The sequence below is a fragment of the Butyricicoccus faecihominis genome, assembly GCF_014648015.1.
GTDB lineage: Bacteria > Bacillota > Clostridia > Oscillospirales > Butyricicoccaceae > Agathobaculum > Agathobaculum butyriciproducens.
The window spans coordinates 164,530-185,573 of the sequence record NZ_BMQH01000004.1; the positions used below are offsets into that span (position 1 = coordinate 164,530).

At 56.4% G+C, this 21,044-nt stretch carries 20 protein-coding genes; 10 read left to right on the top strand and 10 right to left on the bottom strand.

Annotated elements, in window-relative coordinates; genetic code table 11:
- Positions 1-226 precede the first annotated feature (226 nt).
- From IEY11_RS05505 to IEY11_RS05545, 9 genes are all read left to right on the top strand, one after another.
- Positions 227-1,324 carry a class II glutamine amidotransferase gene (locus IEY11_RS05505; protein ID WP_188886025.1) on the top strand — a complete coding sequence of 366 codons (1,098 nt, stop codon included), beginning with the start codon at positions 227-229 and terminating at the stop codon, positions 1,322-1,324.
- Positions 1,324-2,829 (top strand): glutamate synthase-related protein, encoded by a 1,506-nt coding sequence (locus IEY11_RS05510; RefSeq protein WP_110436144.1) that lies wholly within the window; start codon positions 1,324-1,326, stop codon positions 2,827-2,829. The genes IEY11_RS05505 and IEY11_RS05510 overlap by 1 nt, the downstream gene beginning before the upstream one ends.
- Before the next feature lie 19 nt (positions 2,830-2,848).
- Positions 2,849-3,577: a GltB/FmdC/FwdC-like GXGXG domain-containing protein gene (locus IEY11_RS05515; RefSeq protein ID WP_116705161.1), complete on the top strand. Its 729-nt coding sequence runs from the start codon at positions 2,849-2,851 to the stop codon at positions 3,575-3,577.
- Positions 3,578-4,011: 434 nt separating this feature from the next.
- Complete coding sequence (locus tag IEY11_RS05520) at positions 4,012-5,331, top strand: glutamine synthetase family protein (RefSeq protein WP_188886026.1); 1,320 nt, start codon at positions 4,012-4,014, stop codon at positions 5,329-5,331.
- Positions 5,332-5,368: 37 nt separating this feature from the next.
- Positions 5,369-5,941: an ANTAR domain-containing response regulator gene (locus tag IEY11_RS05525; protein ID WP_188886027.1), complete on the top strand. Its 573-nt coding sequence runs from the start codon at positions 5,369-5,371 to the stop codon at positions 5,939-5,941.
- A gap of 175 nt (positions 5,942-6,116) precedes the next feature.
- Entirely contained in the window at positions 6,117-6,962 is an 846-nt protein-coding gene (dapF, locus tag IEY11_RS05530) for a diaminopimelate epimerase (RefSeq protein WP_243183962.1), read from the top strand.
- Positions 6,959-8,575, top strand: a complete 1,617-nt coding sequence (locus IEY11_RS05535; RefSeq protein ID WP_188886029.1) for a CTP synthase — start codon at positions 6,959-6,961, stop codon at positions 8,573-8,575. The genes dapF and IEY11_RS05535 overlap by 4 nt, the downstream gene beginning before the upstream one ends.
- The gene (locus IEY11_RS05540) at positions 8,565-9,743 is read left to right on the top strand and encodes an LL-diaminopimelate aminotransferase (protein WP_188886030.1); all 1,179 of its coding nucleotides are present in this window, start codon (positions 8,565-8,567) and stop codon (positions 9,741-9,743) included. The genes IEY11_RS05535 and IEY11_RS05540 overlap by 11 nt, the downstream gene beginning before the upstream one ends.
- 72 nt (positions 9,744-9,815) lie before the next feature.
- Complete coding sequence (locus IEY11_RS05545) at positions 9,816-10,466, top strand: ComF family protein (protein ID WP_188886031.1); 651 nt, start codon at positions 9,816-9,818, stop codon at positions 10,464-10,466.
- 30 nt (positions 10,467-10,496) lie between these two features.
- Here IEY11_RS05545 and IEY11_RS05550 read toward each other — a convergent pair whose 3' ends face one another.
- The 5 genes from IEY11_RS05550 to IEY11_RS05570 form a co-directional block, all read right to left on the bottom strand.
- Complete coding sequence (locus IEY11_RS05550) at positions 10,497-11,546, bottom strand: helix-turn-helix domain-containing protein (RefSeq protein ID WP_194461862.1); 1,050 nt, start codon at positions 11,544-11,546, stop codon at positions 10,497-10,499.
- A gap of 163 nt (positions 11,547-11,709) precedes the next feature.
- Entirely contained in the window at positions 11,710-12,918 is a 1,209-nt protein-coding gene (locus tag IEY11_RS05555; RefSeq protein ID WP_118478884.1) for an aspartate kinase, read from the bottom strand.
- 54 nt (positions 12,919-12,972) lie between these two features.
- A complete protein-coding gene (gene thrB, locus IEY11_RS05560) occupies positions 12,973-13,863 on the bottom strand; it encodes a homoserine kinase (protein ID WP_118360693.1) in 891 nt (296 codons plus the stop codon).
- 15 nt (positions 13,864-13,878) lie between these two features.
- Positions 13,879-15,090: a homoserine dehydrogenase gene (locus IEY11_RS05565; protein WP_188886033.1), complete on the bottom strand. Its 1,212-nt coding sequence runs from the start codon at positions 15,088-15,090 to the stop codon at positions 13,879-13,881.
- A gap of 52 nt (positions 15,091-15,142) precedes the next feature.
- Positions 15,143-15,583 carry an ACT domain-containing protein gene (locus IEY11_RS05570; RefSeq protein WP_117489913.1) on the bottom strand — a complete coding sequence of 147 codons (441 nt, stop codon included), beginning with the start codon at positions 15,581-15,583 and terminating at the stop codon, positions 15,143-15,145.
- Positions 15,584-15,812: 229 nt separating this feature from the next.
- On the opposite strand from IEY11_RS05570, the gene IEY11_RS05575 reads away from it, so the two are divergent.
- Positions 15,813-17,138: a sodium-dependent transporter gene (locus IEY11_RS05575; RefSeq protein WP_188886034.1), complete on the top strand. Its 1,326-nt coding sequence runs from the start codon at positions 15,813-15,815 to the stop codon at positions 17,136-17,138.
- Positions 17,139-17,322: 184 nt separating this feature from the next.
- Here IEY11_RS05575 and IEY11_RS05580 read toward each other — a convergent pair whose 3' ends face one another.
- The 5 genes from IEY11_RS05580 to ftsH form a co-directional block, all read right to left on the bottom strand.
- Entirely contained in the window at positions 17,323-17,523 is a 201-nt protein-coding gene (locus IEY11_RS05580; RefSeq protein ID WP_188886064.1) for a helix-turn-helix transcriptional regulator, read from the bottom strand.
- Positions 17,524-17,525: 2 nt separating this feature from the next.
- On the bottom strand, positions 17,526-17,978 hold the full coding sequence (locus tag IEY11_RS05585; protein ID WP_188886035.1) for a hypothetical protein: 453 nt from the start codon (positions 17,976-17,978) through the stop codon (positions 17,526-17,528).
- A gap of 12 nt (positions 17,979-17,990) precedes the next feature.
- On the bottom strand, positions 17,991-18,446 hold the full coding sequence (locus IEY11_RS05590; protein WP_188886036.1) for a hypothetical protein: 456 nt from the start codon (positions 18,444-18,446) through the stop codon (positions 17,991-17,993).
- A gap of 11 nt (positions 18,447-18,457) precedes the next feature.
- A complete protein-coding gene (locus IEY11_RS05595) occupies positions 18,458-18,925 on the bottom strand; it encodes a hypothetical protein (protein ID WP_188886037.1) in 468 nt (155 codons plus the stop codon).
- Positions 18,926-19,076: 151 nt separating this feature from the next.
- Entirely contained in the window at positions 19,077-21,035 is a 1,959-nt protein-coding gene (gene ftsH / locus IEY11_RS05600) for an ATP-dependent zinc metalloprotease FtsH (protein ID WP_118285015.1), read from the bottom strand.
- Positions 21,036-21,044 lie beyond the last annotated feature (9 nt).

Sequence of the window (21,044 nt, forward strand, 5' to 3'; positions counted from 1 at the left end):
TTTATGTTCTTTGCGCTTGACGATTCCCGGTTCCCTGCTATAAAATATGAAGCGAACAAAGGTGTTCGCCATAGCTGAGGATTTCAGGCTTTTGATCCTCTGCTGCGGCGAGCACCTTTTTATTTTGTTAAGCAGCCGGTACATATCGCCTTCTATCTGAAAGCACCCGCCGAAGCCTGCTTCTCTGAATCCGTAATTTCAGCGCAACATATAAGGAGGAAGCACCATGTTACAAAAAGAAGGGCAAGTCCGCATCCCCGCAGGCTGCGCGATCTCCGGTATCTTCCACAAGGACGGCACCCGTGAGAACGGCACCCGCATTATCGACTCTATCCGCACCATGCATGATCGTTCCAACGGCCTGGGCGGCGGCTTCGCCGGCTACGGCATCTACCCTGAATACGCCGACTACTATGCGTTCCATGTATTCTATGATACGCAGGCAGCCAAGGAAGAGTGCGAGCGCGAGATCGAGCGTCACTTTGACATTGTAAACCTGTCCAAGATCCCGACCCGACGTCATCCGCGCATCACGGATGCCCCGATGATCTGGCGCTACTTCGTCACGCCCCTGCCGACCAAGCTGGCAGCCAGCCAGCTCGAGGAGCGTGAGTTCACCTCCCGCTTTGTCATCCGCATCAATCACACGCTGAACGGCGCCTACATCTTCTCCTCCGGCAAGAACATGGGCGTTTTCAAGGCAAACGGCTTTCCCGAGGACGTCGGCGAGTACTACATGCTGGAAAACTACGAGTCCTACTCCTGGACCTGCCATGGCCGTTATCCGACCAACACACCGGGCTGGTGGGGCGGCGCGCACCCGTTTGCACTGCTCGACACCACGGTCGTTCACAACGGCGAGATTTCCTCTTATGATGCAAACCGCCGCTTCATCGAGATGTTCGGCTACTCCTGCGATCTGCTGACCGACACCGAGGTTATCACCTACATTATTGATTACCTTGGCCGCAAGCTGGGCATGACGTACAGCGAGATTGCAAATGTCATTGCGGCTCCGTTCTGGTCCACCATTGAAAAGCAGGAGCCGAAGGAGCGCGAGCGTCTCACCTATCTGCGCAATGCCTTCGCTTCCCTGATGGTCACCGGTCCGTTCTCCATTCTGGTCGGCTACACCGGCGGCCTGATGGCACTCAACGACCGACTCAAGCTGCGCAGCATGGTTGTCGGTGAAAAGGACGACACCGTATACATCGCCTCCGAGGAATGCGCCATCCGTGTCATCCAGCCTGAGCTGGATAAGCTGTGGGCGCCTAAGGGCGGCGAGCCGGTCATCGTTAATCTGAAGAACGGAGGGAACCAGTAATGGCTATCGATTTTTTATATCCGCAGTATGAGGTCGTCCGCAACAACGACCGCTGCATCAACTGCCGCGCCTGTGAGCGTCAGTGCGCGAACGAAGTACACTTTTGGGACGCCGACAACAACCGCATGCAGGCGGACGAGTCCAAGTGCGTAGCCTGCCACCGCTGCGTGGCGCTGTGCCCGACCCGTGCCCTTAAAATCGTAAAGACCGACCACACGTTCCGCGAGAACGCCAACTGGACCGGCAAGGCCATCTCCGAGGTTTACCGTCAGGCAGGCTCGGGCGGCGTGCTGCTGTCCTCGATGGGCAACCCGGACCCGCACCCCATCTACTGGGATAAAATCCTCATCAACGCTTCGCAGGTTACCAATCCGTCCATCGACCCGCTGCGCGAGCCGATGGAGACCAAGACCTTCCTCGGCAAAAAGCCGGGCAAGATCGAGCGCGACGAGAACGGCAATCTGGTTCCCAATCTGGCGCCGCAGCTGGAGCTCAACCTGCCGATCATGTTCTCCGCAATGAGCTACGGCTCGATCTCCTACAACGCACATGCCGCACTCGCACGCGCTGCAAGCGCGCTCGGCACCTACTATAATACCGGTGAGGGCGGTCTGCATCAGGACTTCTACCAGTACGGCCCGCACACCATCGTGCAGGTTGCATCCGGCCGTTTCGGCGTACATAAGGATTACCTCGAAGCCGGTGCTGCCATCGAGATCAAGATGGGTCAGGGCGCAAAGCCGGGTATCGGCGGCCATCTGCCCGGACTCAAGGTCGGCCCGGATATCTCCAAGACCCGTATGATCCCGGAGGGCACGGACGCGATTTCTCCGGCTCCGCATCATGATATCTACTCCATCGAGGACCTGCGTCAGCTGGTTTACTCGCTGAAGGAGGCTACCGAATATAAGAAGCCGGTTATGGTCAAAATTGCAGCCGTAAATAATGTAGCAGCAGTCGCTTCCGGCGTAGCCCGCTCGGGTGCAGACATCATCTGCATCGACGGCTACCGCGGCGGCACCGGCGCGGCTCCGACCCGCATCCGCGATAACGTCGGCATCCCGATCGAGCTGGCGCTCGCCGCTGTCGATCAGCGTCTGCGCGATGAGGGCATCCGTGATGAGGTTTCGGTCGTTGTCGGCGGCTCCATCCGCAACTCCGCCGATCTGCTCAAGGCTATCGCGCTCGGCGCGGACGCATGCTACATCGGCACCGCGGCTCTGCTGGCAATGGGCTGCCACCTGTGCCGCACCTGCCAGACCGGCAAGTGCAACTGGGGCATTGCAACCCAGCGTCCGGAGCTGGTCAAGCGCCTGAATCCGGATATCGGCTCCCAGCGTCTCATCAACCTGCTCACTGCATGGGATCACGAGCTCAAGGAAATGATGGGCGGCATGGGCATCAACTCCATCGAGGCACTGCGCGGCAACCGTCTTATGCTGCGCGGCATCGGCCTGACCGACCGTGAGCTGAACATCCTCGGCATCAAGCACGCAGGCGAATAAGCACAGGAGGTGCGCGAAAATGACAACTGTACAGGCAGGACTTACCTATTATAAACAAGTAAACGAGCAGATCCGCGCAGCGCAGGACAGCGAGATCACGGTTGAGAACGTGATCGGCCAGCGCTACATCGGCTGCGGCTCCACCGACCGCAAGATTACCGTGCACGGCACGGCAGGCAACGGTCTCGGCCAGTATCTGAACGGCTCCACCATTGAGGTCTTCGGCAACGCGCAGGAGGCCGTTGGCGACACCATGAACGCCGGTGAGATCGTTGTGCACGGCAGCGTGGGCGATGCCTGCGGCTACGCGATGCGCGGCGGCAAGATCTATATCAAGGGCGACTGCGGCTACCGCGCCGGCATCCACATGAAAGCCTACCAGCAGCACTTCCCTGTTATGGTAGTCGGCGGCAAGGCAGGTTCGTTCCTCGGCGAGTATCTCGCCGGCGGTCTCATTCTTGTGCTCGGCATCGGTCAGAACGGCGCGTATCCGGTCAACAATTTCTGCGGCACCGGTATGCACGGCGGCAAAATTGTGTTAAGATGTGATAAAGCACCGACCGATCTGCCGCGTCAGGTCCTCGTGAGCGAGGTCTCCGAGGACGATATGACCGAATTTGCACCGTATATTAAGGAATACGCGCAGCTGTTCGGTGCAGACGCGGAGAATCTGCTTTCGCAGAAGTATTTCGTCCTCACGCCGAACCCGGAGGCAGGGTATAAGCAGCTTTATACCTTTGAGGCTTGATTTTGCTCTCAGAGTGAAAAACTCCTGCAAGGCAGGAGTTGGAAATGAGGAGATGGGAGTTACCTGATAGGTGTAACTCGCAGGTGCCGTCCGTAACAACACGCAAACGAATTGTGCGACACTGTTCTGTCGCACCTGCGTTGATTTAACCGTATGTGTAGCAGAACGATATCTGACACTGTGTATGGGTTTCGACAGGGGAGTACACTGTGCTCCCCTGCGGTAGAAAAAATCCTCTGCCGTTCCCCTTTTCGGAGCGGTCGCCGCTCTCTGATTTTCGCCAGACTATGAAATAAAGGAAACTGGAGTCCCAAGAGGATAGAAACCTTGGTGTCTATCCTTTTGATGCCCCAGCCAAGGTTTGGCACCCATTCCGCATTCTTTAGCAAAAAATTTATTCCTCAAGATACATTATGAAAAAGGAGGCTTGCCCTATGGACACTACCATGAGCGAAGTCGTACAATTTATTCAGGAAAACGACGTAAAGTTCATTCGTCTTGCGTTTTGCGATATTTTCGGCAACCAGAAGAACATCGCCATCATGCCGACCGAGCTGGAACGCGCCTTCGAGCAGGGCATTCACTTCAACGCGGCGGCACTGCGCGGCTTCCTCAACGTGGATGCCTCCGACCTGCTGCTGTTCCCCGATCCGGCAACGCTTTCCGTTCTGCCGTGGCGTCCGGCTCAGGGCCGCGTGGTGCGCTTTTACTGCGACATCCGCTATCCGGACGGCACGCCGTTCGAGGGCGACGGCCGTCATTTGCTGCGCGAGGCTAACCGCCGTGCGCGCCGCGCAGGCTACTCGCTGACCATGGGCACGGCAAGCGAGTTTTACCTGTTCGAGCTGGATGAAAACGGCCATCCAACCACCATTCCGCACGATCACGGCGAGTATTTCGATGTAGCGCCGCTCGACAAGGCGGAAAACGTGCGCCGCCAGATCTGCCTGACGCTTGAGGAGATGAACATCCAGCCGGAGTCCTCGCACCACGAGCAGGGTCCCGGTCAGAACGAGGTTGACTTCCGCTACGCCGAAGCCCTTGAAGCGGCAGACAATTTCGTCACCTTCAAGTGGGTCGTCAAGTCCATGGCGTCCTCAAGCGGCCTGTTTGCGTCCTTCCTGCCCAAGCCGCTCCCGCATGCGCCGGGCAGCGGACTGCATCTGTCTGTTTCGATAAACAAAAACGGCAAGAACCTGTTCCAGCCCTCGTTTGAAGAATCTGCCGAGGGCCAGAGCTTTGTGGCGGGCATTCTGCAGCGTGCCGCCGAGATGACCATCTTCTGTAATCCGCTCACCAACTCGTTCCAGCGTCTGGGTGAGTTTGAAGCGCCGAAGTACATCACATGGTCGCACCAGAACCGCTGTCCGCTCATCACCGTGCCGCTGACCGGTGATCACTCCGCCAACCGCATGAAGCTGCGTGCGTTCGACGGCTGCATTAACCCGTACATCGTATTTGCCCTGCTCATCCACGCCGGTCTTGACGGTATCGAGCAGGGACTGCCCCTGCCGCCCGCCTGCGACGAAAACCTGTTCACCGCTTCCAATGAAGTGCGTACCAGATACGAAGCACTGCCCGGCGCCCTGTGCGACGCGATCCGCATCGCCAAGGACAGCGACTTCATCACCAAGTACCTGCCCGAAAAGGCACGCACGGCCTTTTTCGCCGCCAAGCAGGCCGAGCACGACCGCATCGTACTTGCCGACGACCGCACGGCTGCCGAACGCTCCCTCTATTTCGAACGCTACTAAACCCACATAATATCGTTTGAAAGGAGGAGCACACCGCATGGAACGCATTCTTCTCGTTTCTGCAACCGCCAAATCCCGCACCATGCTTTCTCAGTTTTTAACGTCCTGCGGCGTACAGGCTCAGCTTGCACCTGCTTCCTCCGGTGCGGAGGCCCGGCGCATGCTGGTAGACGGCTCGTTTGATCTAATCCTCGTTAACACGCCGCTGCCCGATGAATTCGGGCATGATATGGCGCAGCAGGCTGCAAATGATACGCTTTCCGGCGTGATCCTGCTCGCTAAGGCCGAGATTGCGGACAGTGTTGCCGAAAAGGTCGAGGACGACGGCGTGTTCGTCGTACCCAAGCCACTCTCGCGCGTGCTGTTCATGCAGGCACTCCGCATGACGCGCGCCGCGCGCAGCCGTCTGACCGGCCTGCAGAGCGAAAACCGCCGTCTGCAAAAGCGCATTGAGGATATCCGTCAGATAGACCGCGCCAAGTGTCTGCTCATCGAGTGCTGCGGCATGACCGAGCCGGAGGCGCATTCCTACATCGAACAGCAGGCTATGAACCAGCGCCGCTCCAAGCGAGACATCGCCGAGGACATCATCGGCGGAAAAACGCCGTGATTTGTGCGATACCGCTTAAAAACATCTCATATCTCACGCGAAAATTTTTTCGGTTTTTTCGATTTTATAGAGAAATTCCCGACAGATTATGATATACTAAATGGTGTATGAGCAGAGAAGCTCTGTCTTTCCCTGCCTATATGCCATTTTGTTATTTTCTAAGGAGGGAATCCGTGTGAAGCTGGCTTTCACCAAGATGCACGGCTGCGGCAACAATTATATCTATTTTAATTGCTTCGACCAGACTGTGCCCGATCCCGAGTCGCTTTCGATCAAGCTCAGTGAACCGCACTTCGGTATCGGCGGCGACGGCATTATCCTTATTTCTCCTTCCGACAAGGCGGATGCGCAGATGCGTATCTTCAACGCCGATGGCTCGGAGGGAAAAATGTGCGGCAACGGCATCCGCTGCGTGGGCAAGTACCTGTACGACAACGACATGACCGATGGCCGCACCACCATCACCATTGACACGCTTTCCGGCGTAAAAACGCTTGAGCTGACCGTCAAGGACGGCAAAATGCAGTCCGCCCGCGTGGACATGGGTGCAGCCATTCTTGCTCCGCGGGAGATTCCCGTTGATATGGACGGCGAGAATGTCATCAGCGCACCCATCGTTGTGGATGAAAAGGTCTACCACATGACCTGCGTTTCCATGGGCAACCCGCACTGCGTTATTTTCCAGAAGGAGGATGTGGACGACCTCGACCTTACGCGCATCGGACCCAAGTTCGAGCATCATCCGCTGTTTCCGGAGCGTGTCAACACCGAGTTTGTCAACGTCCTGCCGGACGGCAGCCTGAAAATGCGCGTCTGGGAGCGCGGCTCCGGTGAGACATGGGCGTGCGGCACCGGTTCCTGTGCAACCGGCGTGGCAGCATGTCTGAACGGCTTTGCAAACAAAAACGAGGATATCGTCGTGCACCTGCGCGGCGGCGACCTCACCATTCGCTATACAGATGAAACCGTGTTCATGACGGGCGCGGCAACGACCGTATTCAAGGGGGAAATTGAGATATGACAAAGTACATCTTCGTGACCGGCGGCGTAGTTTCCGGTCTGGGCAAGGGCATTACTGCCGCATCTCTCGGCCGTCTGCTGAAAAGCCGCGGCCTGAAAATTGCAGCGCAGAAGCTCGATCCCTACATCAACGTAGATCCGGGCACGATGAGCCCGTTCCAGCACGGCGAGGTTTACGTTACCGACGACGGCGCAGAGACCGACCTCGACCTCGGCCACTACGAGCGCTTCATCGACGAGGACCTGAACAAGTTCTCCAACCTGACCACCGGCAAGGTATACTGGAATGTTCTGAACAAGGAGCGCGCCGGCGAGTACCTCGGTGAGACCGTGCAGGTTATTCCGCACATCACCAACGAGATCAAGTCCTTCATCTACTCGGTAGGCAAAAAGACCTCGGCTGACGTTGTTATCACCGAGATTGGCGGCACCACCGGCGATATTGAGTCCCAGCCGTTCCTCGAGGCCATCCGTCAGGTAGCGGCCGAGGTCGGCCGCCGCAACTGCCTGTTCATCCATGTAACGCTCGTCCCGTTCATCTCCGGCTCCAATGAGCCGAAGTCCAAGCCGACCCAGCATTCGGTTAAGGAGCTGCGCGGTCTGGGCATCTCTCCGGACATCATCGTAGCCCGCGTTGACCAGCCGATGGACGACGACATCAAGCGCAAGATCTCCATGTTCTGCACCGTGCCGGAGGACTGCGTAATCGAAAACCGCACCCTGCCGGTACTGTATCAGGCGCCGATGATGCTCGAGGAGAGCCACCTGTCCGACATCGTCTGCCGCGAGCTGTCCATCGGCGCGGGCAAGGGCGATATGACCGAGTGGCAGGAAATGCTCGAGCGTATCGCAGCCCGCAAGGACCATGTGAAGATCGCGCTGGTCGGCAAGTACGTCAAGCTGCACGACGCATACCTTTCGGTTGCAGAGGCACTGCAGCACGGCGGCTACGAGACCGGCTGCTTCGTCGATATCGACTGGGTAGACTCCGAGGAGATCAACGACTCCACCGTGGACAAGCTGCTCGGTGAGGTTGACGGCATCATCCTGCCGGGCGGCTTCGGCGCACGCGGCGTGGAAGGCATGATTTGTGCGGCAAACTATGCGCGCACGCAGGGTATCCCCTACTTCGGCATCTGCCTCGGCATGCAGATCGCGGTTATGAGCTACGCACGCAACGTGCTCGGCTACGCGGATGCAAACTCCAGCGAGTTTGACCCGGATTCCACCCATCCGGTCATCGACCTGATGGAGAGCCAGCAGGGCATCTCCAAGAAGGGCGGCACGATGCGTCTGGGCGCTTATCCGTGCAAGATCCGTCCGAATACCATTATGGCAACGGCGTACGGCGAGGAAATGATTTCCGAGCGTCACCGCCACCGTTACGAGTTCAACAACAATTTCCGCGAGGAGATTGAAAATAAGGGCATGCAGATCACGGGCACCTCGCCGACCGGCGAGCTTGTGGAGACCGTTGAGATCCCGAACCATCCGTTCTATATCGGCGTACAGTTCCACCCCGAGTTCAAGTCCCGTCCCAACCGCGCTCATCCCCTGTTCAAGGCGTTCGTCGCGGCATCTCTGAAAAGGAGCCAGAACAACAATGCAGACTAACAAGAACTACGACAATCTCGAGCAGAGCTATCTGTTCTCCACCATCGCACGCAAGGTGCGTGAGTACTCCGAAGCACATCCGGAGGCTGATATCATCCGTCTGGGCATCGGCGACGTAACCCGTCCGCTGGTACCGGCTGTTATCGACGCACTGCACGCAGCCGTTGAGGATCAGGCCAAGCAGGAGACCTTCCACGGCTACGGCGATGAGCAGGGCTACGGCTTCCTGCACGAAGCACTGGTCGGCTACTACAAGACCCACGGCGTAGAGCTCGCCACCAATGAGATCTTCATCTCGGACGGCGCAAAGAGCGACCTCGGCAACATCCTCGACATTTTCGGTACCGACAACACTGTTCTGGTTCCGGACCCGGTTTACCCGGTTTACGTTGATACCAACGTTATGGCGGGCCGCAAGATCGTATTCGCTGACGCAAACGAGGCAAACGGCTTCCTGCCGCTGCCGGACGAGTCCGTTCAGTGCGACATCATCTATATCTGCTCTCCGAACAACCCGACCGGCGCTGCTTACGACCGCGCAGGTCTGAAGGCTTGGGTAGATTACGCAAACAAGCAGAACGCCGTTATCCTGTATGACGCAGCTTACGAGTGCTTCATCGAGGATGAGACTCTGCCGCGCTCCATTTACGAGATCGAAGGCGCTAAGTCCTGTGCGATCGAGTTCTGCTCCTTCTCCAAGATGGCAGGCTTCACCGGCACCCGCTGCGGCTGGACCGTTGTTCCGACCGCTCTGCTGGACGGCAAGCTGAACAAGATGTGGCTGCGCCGTCAGACCACCAAGTTCAACGGCGTTCCGTATATTGTACAGCGCGGCGCTGCTGCCTGCTTCACCGAGGAAGGCATGAAGCAGATCAAGGAGACCCTCGGCTACTACAAGCAGAACGCTAAGGTTCTGGCTGAGACCCTTGATGAGCTGGGTATCTGGTACACCGGCGGCAAGAGCAGCCCGTACCTGTGGCTCAAGTGCCCGAACGGCATGGATTCCTGGACCTTCTTCGACTACCTGCTTGAGAATGCCAACGTCGTTGGTACGCCGGGTGCAGGCTTCGGCAAGAACGGCGACAGCTTCTTCCGTCTGACCGCATTCGGCGATCAGGCACGCACCAAGGAAGCTGCTGAGCGTCTGAAAAAGCTGCTCCAGAAGTAAGTTTCCGCAATATCGCATAATCAAAGAGCTGTCCCGCGCGGACAGCTCTTTTTGCATAGTTGAGGTGATTCGATGGGCATTCTTTATGGTCACAGGTGTGTTTTATGCGGCGCAGATTTTCCGGTGACGACCAGCCGCACGCTGCAGCTTTGTCCGGACTGTGCCGCTGCAGTCCGGCGGGAATACCGCTGCAATGAGGTCATCTCCATCGCCGGAGCGGACGGTACGATCGCTCCTCTGTATTACCGCGGCACCGTGCAAAATGCCATGAAGCGGTTCAAGTTCAACGGCGCCGCCTACTGCGCGGATTGGTTTGCGGCGCAAATGTCCGTGGCTCTCACGTCACAGCTGGAGGAATGGCAGCCTGATTTGATTACCTATATGCCGATTGGATTCCTGCACTACCGCAAGCGCGGGTACAATCAGGCGGAGCTGCTGGCAAAGCTCATCGCAAAGCCGCTTTCCCTGCCGTGCGAGGCAACACTGCGCAAGCGATGGTTTGTCGGCAAGCAATCCGCGCAGAAGAATTACGCTGCACGGCAGAGCAACGCAAAAGATGCCGTTCTGCCGAAGGGCAGCGTGGATTTGACCGGAAAATCCGTCGTGCTGGTCGATGATATTATCACCACCGGTGCAACGGCGGCTGCCGCCGTCAAGGCTCTGCGGGAGATGGGCGCAAGCCGCGTTTACGTCCTTGCCGCGACATTTACACCGAGGAAATAACAAAAAAGACCGCTTTCGCGGTCTTTTTTGTTATTGGAAAAACTCACTGCTGTACACTCTGCCGTAATTGTCGGTAATCTCGGCTTTCAGCTGGTACTGATCCAATCCACCTTCCAGATCACGCCAGTCAACCTGTGTATAATAATAAACGTCTCCACCGACTCCTGTTTCTATATTCTCGATCTTCTTCTCTTTGATTTGCTTGCCGTTCTGATACAGCAATATACGACCACTGACCGGTGTCACACTGTCATCGCCGCAGTAAATATACGTTGCCACATTGCCACTGGCTGATGTGGTCTTACCATTAAAGCTAAAGCTACCGTTCTCCCACCACGCACGCACTTCGAGAGAAAAACGCTGCTTCAGGTCATACTCAGAGGCAACCATAATATTACGGATTTCTCCGTCCGTACTTGTCAGCGTCAAATAAACAGAAAACGTATCCACCAGCGGCACGCTGATTTCGCCGCTGTAACCGTTCTTGTTTTCTGCGTCGCACTCCCACGACTGATCGCCGCTGCGGACAACAAACTTTGCGGTTTCGCCGTCCCGCATTTCTTTCGGCACGGCGCTCACTGTCACAAGAAGGTTATCCGCGTTCTGCGGATCTACGGTCACGTTCTCCGACCAGTCGGCTAAATCGTTGTTCTCAGCGCTCGTATTATCCGGATAGTAAATCGTACTCGGCCCGCTCTGCATCCGCAGCTGGTCAATCTGGTTCTGCATGACAATCACGCGCCACAGGCTGACCGCGCTGCATACCACGCTGACGCACAGCAGTCCCGCCGCTGCAATCGCTGCGATTTTCCATTTGCGGTTTACGTTCTTCACCGGCCGGTTTCCATTCTCCGCCGTGTCCTCCGTCTTGGGAACAAGCTCCGCATCCGGACGCAGCAGCGTATCCACCGGCACGCCGAACAGCCTGCTCAGTTCCATTAAGTTATCCATCGTGGGCACTGCCTGATCAGCCTCCCACTTGCTGACCGCCTGACGACTGAGACCCAGCTTTTCGCCGAGCGCCTCTTGACTCATGCCCTGCTCTTTTCGCAGTACCGCGATTTTCTCACCTGTTGTCATCTCTGCCACCTGCCTTTCTTTTCTGTCTCCAGTGTGCCTGAAATGCCGCAAAAGCGCCACCAACCCATCGTTTCTTTTTGTCAACCGACGGTTGCGTACGTCTTTCCGGTTGCAAAAAAGTCCCGAAATGTGTATTTCGGGACTTTTTGATATGCCGTATCGGTTAGGCGTTGAAGAACTCCTCGTGGATAGCCTTAACAGCCTTCTCGCTGTCCTCCTCGTTGATGAGGACGGAGATCTTGATCTCAGAGGTGGAGATCATGCGGATGTTGATGCCGGCGCTTGCCAGAGCCTCGAACATCTTGGAAGCAACGCCGGTAGCGGAAGCCATGCCTGCGCCAACAATGGAAACCTTTGCGACCTTGGTGTTGATGGAAATATCCTCGTAGCCGAGCATCTCCTTCGCGTCGCGCAGGATCTTCTCGACGCGCTCTGCATCGTCCTGACGGATGGTGAACGAGATGGACTTCTTGTTATCGCGGCCGACGGACTGGAGGATGATGTCGATGTTGACATTGTGCTTCGCCATCAGCGAGAATACCTTGAATGCAGTGCCCGGCGTATCGTCCAGATTGATGATTGCTACACGCGCGCAGTTATTATCACGGGCAACACCCGAAACCAGCAGTTTTTCCATATTAGAACCCTCCTTGACTTTGGTACCCGGATTGCGGGTAAAGCTCGAAACGACCTCAAGATCGACATTATACTTCTTTGCCATCTCAACCGAACGGTTGTGCAGCACCTGTGCACCCAGAGATGCCAGCTCCAGCATCTCATCATAGGTGATGGCGTCCAGCTTCTTGGCATCCTTTACGATGCGCGGATCGGCAGTGTAAACGCCGTCTACGTCGGTGTAGATCTGGCAGAGATCCGCGCCGAGCGTTGCTGCAATGGCAACTGCGGTGGTGTCCGAGCCGCCGCGGCCGAGCGTGGTCACGTCGCCCATCTTGTTGATGCCCTGGAAGCCTGCAACAATAACGATGCGGCCGTTATCCAGTTCTGCCTTGAGGCGCTCGCCTGCGATACGCTTGATGCGGGCATCCGAGTAATTGCTGTTGGTTTCCAGACCGATCTGCCAGCCGGTCAGGGATACGACCGGAAAGCCCAGCTTCTGGATGGCCATCGCCAGCAGAGACATGGAGATCATCTCGCCGGTGTTGAGCAGAACGTCCATCTCGCGCTTGGAAGGACGGTCGTTCAGCTCGGCAGCCTTTACGATCAGATCATCCGTGGTATCGCCCTGCGCGGATACAACTACAACAACCTGATTGCCTGCCTGTGCGGTCTTGGTAACAATGTCCGCAACATTCTTCAGTCGCTCGGTGTTGGCAACCGAAGTGCCGCCGAACTTTTGCACAATAAGACTCATACTAACTATGTTTCCTCCTTATATACACGGACGAGAGCACTCATCCGTCCCCTATTACAGTCGTTTTACGGTCGCACCAACCTCATCACAGCGCAGCTGCACGGCTTTCCAGTGCGGATAGTGCTTTTCGCACAGCTCCTGTGCACGGGTGATGTAGTCGCGGTCGCCCTTGTAGACGATAGCCACGATGGACGGGCCTGCGCCGGAAATGAACGCGCCGAGCGCGCCCAGCTTCTTGGCCTCACGCACGATGTCCTCGCCGTTTTCGATCAGACCGAAACGGTACGGCTGGTGCAGACAGTCACCGGTTGCCGCGTCAAGGTTTTCCAGCTTTCCGGTGGTCAGGCTGCCCGCGAGCAGCGCTGCGCGCGCCAGATTGTAAACCGCATCGTGATGGTCGATGGTCTTTGGCAGCGCCGCACGCGCCTTTTCGGTGGACAGCTGGAAATCCGGAATGAATACCACGAAGTCGATCGCGCCGTGAACCGGCACACGCACGTGATGCACATGGCCGTTTTCGAGCAGCGCCACGCAGAAGCCGCCGAGAATCGCCGGTGTGGAGTTATCCGGGTGACCCTCGATGGTAGCCGCCAGATCAATGACCGCGTTGCGGTCGAGCGGCTCACCGAGCAGCATGTTTGCACCCATGATACCCGCAACCGTGCACGCCGAGGACGAACCCAGACCGCGAGTCTGCGGGATAGCGCAGTCCTCAACGATGGTCAAACCGGAAAGCGGCTTGCCGCACTCGTCGTAGACGCGCTTCGCACACTGATAGATCAGGTTGCTCTCGTCCTGCGGAACATACTGACCGTTTTTATCCGAAATATCAATATGATCGTTCTCTGCGAGGTCGATCACGTTGTACAGCTCGAGCGCAATGCCGATGCTGTCATAGCCCGAGCCCATATTGGCGCTCGTAGCAGGAACGGTTACACGAACCATTGTATTTTCTCTCCTTTACAGAATACGCATTGCCGCACGAACTTCACCGCGTGCGTTCAGCTTTTCGGCTGCGGCGTTCATCTCTGCGGTGGACAGCTTGCGGGTCTGAACCACGAATACGCCCTCAGCAGGCTCGGTCAGACTCTCAACCGGCAGCAGCTCCTCAACATCCTTCTGTGCACCCTTGAAGCGAACGTACCATGCACTCTGCAGGGTATCCAGCGGACGGAGCAGGTGCTTGGAGCCATCGCCCCAGAAGATACGGCGGCGTTTGTCCTTGTGCTCGATGCTGTCCAGCATATCGGCAACAACAGCGGAAGCAGTAGCCAGCTTGCCGGCGCCCTTGCCGTAGAACATAACCTCACCGGTCGCATTGCCGTCGATCATGATGGCGTTGAATACGTCCTCAACAGCGGCCAGCGGGCTTTCCTTGTGGATGAGATGCGGTGCAACATAAGCGTAAGCGGTGCCGTCCTCGCAGCGGACCGAGCGGCCCAGCAGCTTGATAACGCAGCCCAGCTTGTCGGCGTTTGCTACGTCCTCGAGGGTGATCTTAGTGATGCCCTCGCAGGAAACCTGATCCGGATCGAACTTATCGCCGTAAGCAAGGTCGGACAGAATGCAGATCTTGCGGCAGGCGTCGTGACCCTCGATATCAGCGGTCGGGTCCTTCTCGGCATAGCCGTTGAGCTGTGCCTGCTTGAGCGCATCCGCAAAGGTAACGCCGTTGTGGATCATCTGGGTGAGAATGTAGTTGGTCGTGCCGTTCAGAATGCCGCAGATTTCGTTAAACTCGTTGGCAGCCAGGCACTGCAGCATCGGACGGATGACCGGAATGCCGCCGCCGACGGAGGCCTCGAACATATAGTTTACGCCGTGCTCCTCGGCAATCTTGAGCAGCTCCTCACCCTTGGTAGCAACCAGCTCCTTGTTGGAGGTGCATACGCTCTTGCCAGCCTCGAGGCAGCGCTTGGTGAACTGGTACGCAGCGCCTACGCCGCCCATCACCTCGGCAACGACTGTTACCTCGGGGTCGTTCTCGATGACAGAGAAATCGGTTACAAATTTATTGCCATACGGCAGAGAGGAGAAGTCGCGCAGGTCGAGGACATACTTTACCTCAACCGGCTCGCCAACGGTCTTGGCGATCTTTTCGGCGTTCATGTCAAAAACCTCGTATACGCCCGAACCGACAGTGCCGTGTCCCATGATTGCTACTTTAATCATATGCTGATTTCCTTTCATCAGTTAAATTAGCGTTCTGTATACCGCCGGACGGTCATTCAGATGCCAGAATTTCCACTTTGCTGACGCCTTCCATTGCTTCTGCACGGTGCACAAGCTCTTCGGATGAGTATTTCATCTCACCGGTGCGGGCCGAAATAGTGACCGACGCCATTCCTCTCATCGGAATGGACTGGTTCACCGTCAGCAGGTTTGCACCCGAGCGTGCCATCAGTCCGAGAATGCTCGACAGAACACCCGGCTGATCGTGCAGCATGAAATGGTAGGTGACGATACGGTCGGTGGTTGCCTCAAAGAAAGGGCGAACGCCGTCCTTATATTTGTAATACGCACTGCGCGACAGACCGGCGATCTTTGCCGCTTCGCTTGCCGTAGCCGCCTTGCCCGAAGCGATGGCTTCATTCGCTTCGATCACGCGCTGAAATACCTCCGGCAGCAGGGTGCGCTCCACGAGATAATACTTTGGTTTTATCATGCGATGTCTGTCCTCCCCAAAAAGACACTTGTCTTTTTCACGCTCATTTATCATACCATATCCATCCACCGAGCGCAAGAGAATAACTGATAAATTTCCCTAAATTCCGACGAGTGTTTTGTTACTTCTGTCAAAAGCTCCCGCTTTTCCTGTGAAAAGTGTAAGTGGCTTTTTGCTTTATTTTGTGTTATACTATGTTTACATCTGTAAACAATCGGAGAGTTTTATTATGCATCAGAAAAACGAAAACGGAACCTTTACCTCAAAAATCGGCTTTGTGCTGGCGGCGGTCGGCTCTGCGGTCGGCATGGGCAACATCTGGATGTTCCCTTACCGCACCGGTCAATACGGCGGCGCGGCTTTTTTAATCCCCTACCTGCTGTTTATCGCACTGTTCGGCTATGTCGGCCTGTCCGGCGAGTTCGCCTTCGGCCGTATGACCGGCACAGGTCCGATCGGCTCGTATGAATTTGCGATGAAGTCCCGCGGCAAAAGGGGCGGCGCCATCCTCGGTACGATTCCGCTACTCGGCTCGCTCGGTATCGCCATCGGCTACGCCATCATCGTCGGCTGGGTGCTGCGGAGCGCGTTCGGTGCACTGACCGGCTCGCTGATGAGCACCGAACCGGAGCAGTTCTTCACGGAAATGAGCAGCACGAATTTTTCCAGTGTGCCGTGGCACACCCTGGTTATCCTGCTGACGGCGGCTGTGCTGATCTTCGGCGTGTCCGGCGGCATTGAAAAGATCAACAAGGTGATGATGCCCGCATTCTTCATTCTGTTCATCATTATTGCTGTCCGCGTAGCCTTCCTGCCGAATGCGATCGAAGGCTACAAATACCTGCTCGTACCGCAGTGGGAATACCTGTTCAACCCGCGCACATGGATCATGGCGATGGGTCAGGCGTTCTTCTCGCTGTCGATCACCGGCTCGGGCATGATCATTTACGGCTCTTACCTGCCGAGAAATGAGGATGTTGTACATTCGTCGTGCATGACCGCTTTGCTCGACACCTGCGCCGCTATGCTGGCCGGCTTCGCCATCCTGCCGAGCGTGTTCGCGTTCGGTCTGGACCCGGCCTCCGGCCCCAAGCTGCTGTTCATCACCCTGCCGCGTGTATTCCAGCAGATGCCGTTCGGCCGTCTGTTCGCGTTCTTCTTCTTTATTTCCGTGCTGTTCGCGGGCATTACCTCGCTGGCGAACATGCTGGAAGCAGTCTCTGAGGCCGCGCAGACGCGCCTCAAGCTGAGCCGAAAGGCCGCTGTCCTGCTGTCGTGCGGCGCCGCATTGGCGGTTGGCCTGTTTATCGAGCGCGATACGCTCATGGGTACGCTGATGGACGTTATCACCATTTACGTCGTGCCGATCGGTGCAATCCTCGGTGCGGTTATGGCGTACTGGGTGCTCGGCATCGACAAGATGGAGCAGGAGCTGATGAACGGCCGCAGCAAGCCGCTCAGCCGCGCCTTTGCGCCGCTTGCGAAGTATGTGTATATCTTCCTTGCCGCACTCGTTGTATTCTTCAGCTTTATTATCCCGGGCGGTATTGGGTAAATCTGTGCTATAAAAAAGGACTTCCTGCGGGAAGTCCTTTTTTCATGCAGGAATGCAGAATGGAAAATGAACGTAAAGATTGCATTTTCCGAACCATTTGCAAACGTGTACCCGCAGGGGCGGCCATTGGCCGCCCAGAATCGAGGTATGCCATCGCACTTCATTCTCCATTTTCAATTCTCAATTACGATTCTTCATCGAGGAAGAAAATCTCCTCAACCGGCCGTTCCAGCAGCCGCGCGGTTTTAATCGCCAGCTCGAGGGTCGGGTCGTATTTATCGTTCTCCATCGCCACGATGGTCTGCCGCGATACCCCGAGCAGCTTTGCCATGTCCTCCTGCCGCAAGCCGCGTGCCTTGCGGAGTTCTTTAATATTGTTCTTCATCTTCAGTGCCAGAACTTCCATATCAAATCTGCGAATATCACGACCGGAATGAAAATACGCTTTACAATATCCCCGGCAAGTGCACGTTGGGACGGCGGATTTTCCTCGTCATCTTTTGTGGCACGGTAGGTTGCGATCGCTCTGTAAACACCCTCGAACACCATGCACACGAACCACAGAATTGCAAACTCGCTCACATTTTTGCCGAATGCAATGATATCCACCAACATCACCACGAACAGTCCGACCGTCATCAAGCGATAGGCGATAATCGCACCATTGCGTGTGATTGTGTTCTGCATTTCGTCCTGCTCCCAGCCGTTGGCCTTCGCGGAAGCGCGTGCACGAGCGGTTTTTCCGGCCTGTCCCCAGTCCTCCCAGAGCATAAAAGCCAGCCAGATTGCCGCAAAAACGACCATTACGACCACGCCTATACCGGTTTCGGTTGTAAACATAGGTGCACCTCCCTACATCCAGAAAACCTTCACCACAATCCACAGATACATCAGATTATTGAACACACTATGTCCTATCTGTTTCCACATTTGCGTTTTATCCTCATCGCCCGCCATATTGCGAATGGTTTTGATGATAATAAACAGCACCTCAGCAACAATGGACACGATTGCCAGGACACTGAGTTCAATCGAGCGATAATCACGGAAAAAGCGGCTGTAACCAAGATAAATGATAACACCGGCCTGCAGCACACGGTAGCCAATCAAGCGGCCCTTCACATTGACGGCGTGCGCCATCTCATCGATATTCCATTCCCAGTCCTTCATGATTTTTCTCGCTCGCGGCGATTGTCCTTCTTCTACCCAGTCGTGCCACAGGCTCGCTGCAAGAATGACCAGCGGCAGCACAATCGCAACCACAACAACCTGCACCTTCTGTGTCATATCGTACATATCCCAGCTCATAAGCGCACCTCCTACCAGTTTTGCGTTAGAACCGTCATTCCGATGGCCAATCCGATCAGCACCGCGCAGAACGTCAGCTTTGCGATAAGGAAAACCAGTCTCGGCGGATGCTCCTCGTCGTCCTTTGCTTTGCGGAACGTCTGCACAAGCATAATAGCCGCCTCCGCCATGCCGGACACGACCAGCAGCGCACACAACTCCATTGCCGCCTGCCCTTTTATCAGCAGCCGATAATACAGGCACGCCAGGATTCCCGCCTGCGTCACTCGGTATGCGACCGCCTGTGCCTGTGTGCTGATGGCGTGCTCCATCTCATCGGTCCTGCTGCCGAGTGCTTTGGCGGCTTTGCGGGCCTTTTTCGATCCTCCGGCATCCATCCAGTCTCTTACCAGCCATGCCGCCAGCAGGAGCACCGGCAGGCCGATGCAGACCCACAATACCTGCATTTTCTCGGCTGATGTGTACAAATCCCACCGCATAAAAGCACCTCCTGCCCTTGATGCCATTCGCTAAAATGTAAAGTTCTCTTTACATCTTCAAGATAACAGGCAGACAGCAAAATGTCAAGAGTATTTGACATTTCAGGTAAGGAAAAACCCCACAGAATTTTCTGTGGGGTTTTGTGAATGTTTACTGATCCTGCTTATCCGGGTCGAGATCCTTTTCGGCTTCTTCGACCTTGGCAAGCTCCTCTGCGGATTCCGCAGGCTTGCTTACCTTGGCGTGCAGCTCCTGCTGCAGCTCGGTCATCAGATCCTCGCCGACGATCTTATCCGGAACGATTTCGCCGTTGTAGACCTTAACAAAGGTCTCGCCGTCCATCGTTTCGTTACGGATGAGATACTCAGCAACGCGCTTCATCTCGTCCATGTGCTCGCTCAGCAGCTTTTCACAGGCGTGATATGCGTGCTCGATAATGCGGTGAATCTCGTCGTCGATCTCCGCCGCCTTAACCTCGGAATAGCCCTTGCCGGCTGCCAGATCGCGGCCGAGGAACACCTCACCGTTATCCGAACCGTAGTCGATCGGGCCGATACGCTCGCTCATGCCGTAGCTGGTGACCATGGCGCGTGCCATCTGGGTTGCCTGCTTGATGTCGCCATAAGCACCGGTGGAGATATCCTCCATCGTCAGCTGCTCGGCCACGCGGCCGCCCAGGCAAACGATGATGTACTCCTCCATATACTTCTTGGTGCGGTAGGCCTGATCCTCCTCAGGCAGCGGCATGGTGAAGCCGCCCGCACCGGACGAGCGCGGGATGATGGTAACATGGTGTACCGGATCCTGCGTCGGCAGAACGTGGAAGCAGATCGCGTGACCGGCCTCGTGGTACGCGGTCAGGCGCTTGTCGTGCTCATTGATGATGTGGCTCTTCTTCTCCACGCCCATAACGACCTTGAGCAGCGACTCCTCGATCTCCTCCTGCGAGATCAGCTTCTTGTTGCGGCGTGCCGCAAGCAGCGCTGCCTCATTGAGCAGGTTTTCGAGGTCTGCACCGGTGAAACCGGCGGTCGTCTTGGCAATTTCAGAGAACTTGACATCCGGGTCGAACTGCTTGTTGCGGGCATGTACCTTGAGCACAGCCTCACGACCCTTGACATCCGGTGCGCCGACATAGACCTGACGGTCAAAACGGCCCGGACGCAGCAGTGCGTTATCCAGAATATCCTTGCGGTTGGTGGCTGCGATGACGATAACGCCCTCGTTTGCACCAAAGCCGTCCATCTCAACGAGCAGCTGGTTCAGAGTCTGCTCGCGCTCGTCATGACCGCCGCCGAGACCTGCGCCGCGCTGACGGCCTACTGCATCGATCTCGTCGATGAACACGATAGCCGGCGCGTTCTTCTTGGCCTGCTCGAACAGGTCGCGCACACGCGATGCGCCGACACCGACGTACAGCTCAACGAAGTCCGAACCCGAAATAGACAGGAACGGTACGCCCGCCTCGCCTGCAACCGCACGCGCGATCAGGGTTTTACCGGTGCCCGGAGGGCCGACCAACAGCACGCCCTTCGGAATACGCGCGCCGATCTGCACGAACTTCTGCGGATTCTTGAGGAACTCGACGATTTCCTGCAGCTCTGCCTTTTCCTCGTCCGCGCCTGCCACATCATTGAAGGTGACCTTGCGCTTATCGTCCTGCGCCAGCTTTGCACGGGCCTTGCCGAACTGCATCGGACCTGCTCCGCCGCCGGACTGCTTGTTCATCATAAAGTACCAGAACGCGATCAGCAGCACGATCAGGATCACATACGGCAGGAACTGTGCCCACCACGGAATGGTCGCCGTGCGGTAATCGACCTTGGTCAGCGTGCCATCCCGCATCTGCTGCTGAATGGTCTCTCCCAGATCGTTATAGAACACGCTTCTGTAGTCGCCCAGATCGTAGGTGTACGTCCGGTTTTCCTTTTTCAGATGCATGGTCAGCGTGGTGTCGTCCACGTCGTACTGGTCAACATCGCCATCCATAAAATAGTTGTAGATCTGATTATAGGACAGCGTTTCTGTCTGCTGTGTCTGGCTGACCACATAGCTGACACCTGCCAACAGGCACACCAGTATGATCAGGTAAAGGCCGAAGCCTTTCATTTTGCCTTT

Coding starts and splice junctions, on each gene's coding strand:
- IEY11_RS05595 (WP_188886037.1), bottom strand. CDS start 18,925: ATGCGGTGGGATTTGTACACATCAGCCGAGAAAATGCAGGTATTGTGG.
- IEY11_RS05585 (WP_188886035.1), bottom strand. CDS start 17,978: ATGTTTACAACCGAAACCGGTATAGGCGTGGTCGTAATGGTCGTTTTT.
- IEY11_RS05505 (WP_188886025.1), top strand. CDS start 227: ATGTTACAAAAAGAAGGGCAAGTCCGCATCCCCGCAGGCTGCGCGATC.
- IEY11_RS05590 (WP_188886036.1), bottom strand. CDS start 18,446: ATGAGCTGGGATATGTACGATATGACACAGAAGGTGCAGGTTGTTGTG.
- IEY11_RS05545 (WP_188886031.1), top strand. CDS start 9,816: ATGGGCATTCTTTATGGTCACAGGTGTGTTTTATGCGGCGCAGATTTT.
- IEY11_RS05515 (WP_116705161.1), top strand. CDS start 2,849: ATGACAACTGTACAGGCAGGACTTACCTATTATAAACAAGTAAACGAG.
- IEY11_RS05580 (WP_188886064.1), bottom strand. CDS start 17,523: ATGAAGAACAATATTAAAGAACTCCGCAAGGCACGCGGCTTGCGGCAG.
- ftsH (WP_118285015.1), bottom strand. CDS start 21,035: ATGAAAGGCTTCGGCCTTTACCTGATCATACTGGTGTGCCTGTTGGCA.
- IEY11_RS05570 (WP_117489913.1), bottom strand. CDS start 15,583: ATGATAAAACCAAAGTATTATCTCGTGGAGCGCACCCTGCTGCCGGAG.
- IEY11_RS05565 (WP_188886033.1), bottom strand. CDS start 15,090: ATGATTAAAGTAGCAATCATGGGACACGGCACTGTCGGTTCGGGCGTA.
- thrB (WP_118360693.1), bottom strand. CDS start 13,863: ATGGTTCGTGTAACCGTTCCTGCTACGAGCGCCAATATGGGCTCGGGC.
- IEY11_RS05525 (WP_188886027.1), top strand. CDS start 5,369: ATGGAACGCATTCTTCTCGTTTCTGCAACCGCCAAATCCCGCACCATG.
- IEY11_RS05550 (WP_194461862.1), bottom strand. CDS start 11,546: ATGACAACAGGTGAGAAAATCGCGGTACTGCGAAAAGAGCAGGGCATG.
- IEY11_RS05555 (WP_118478884.1), bottom strand. CDS start 12,918: ATGAGTCTTATTGTGCAAAAGTTCGGCGGCACTTCGGTTGCCAACACC.
- IEY11_RS05520 (WP_188886026.1), top strand. CDS start 4,012: ATGGACACTACCATGAGCGAAGTCGTACAATTTATTCAGGAAAACGAC.
- IEY11_RS05510 (WP_110436144.1), top strand. CDS start 1,324: ATGGCTATCGATTTTTTATATCCGCAGTATGAGGTCGTCCGCAACAAC.
- IEY11_RS05535 (WP_188886029.1), top strand. CDS start 6,959: ATGACAAAGTACATCTTCGTGACCGGCGGCGTAGTTTCCGGTCTGGGC.
- IEY11_RS05575 (WP_188886034.1), top strand. CDS start 15,813: ATGCATCAGAAAAACGAAAACGGAACCTTTACCTCAAAAATCGGCTTT.
- IEY11_RS05540 (WP_188886030.1), top strand. CDS start 8,565: ATGCAGACTAACAAGAACTACGACAATCTCGAGCAGAGCTATCTGTTC.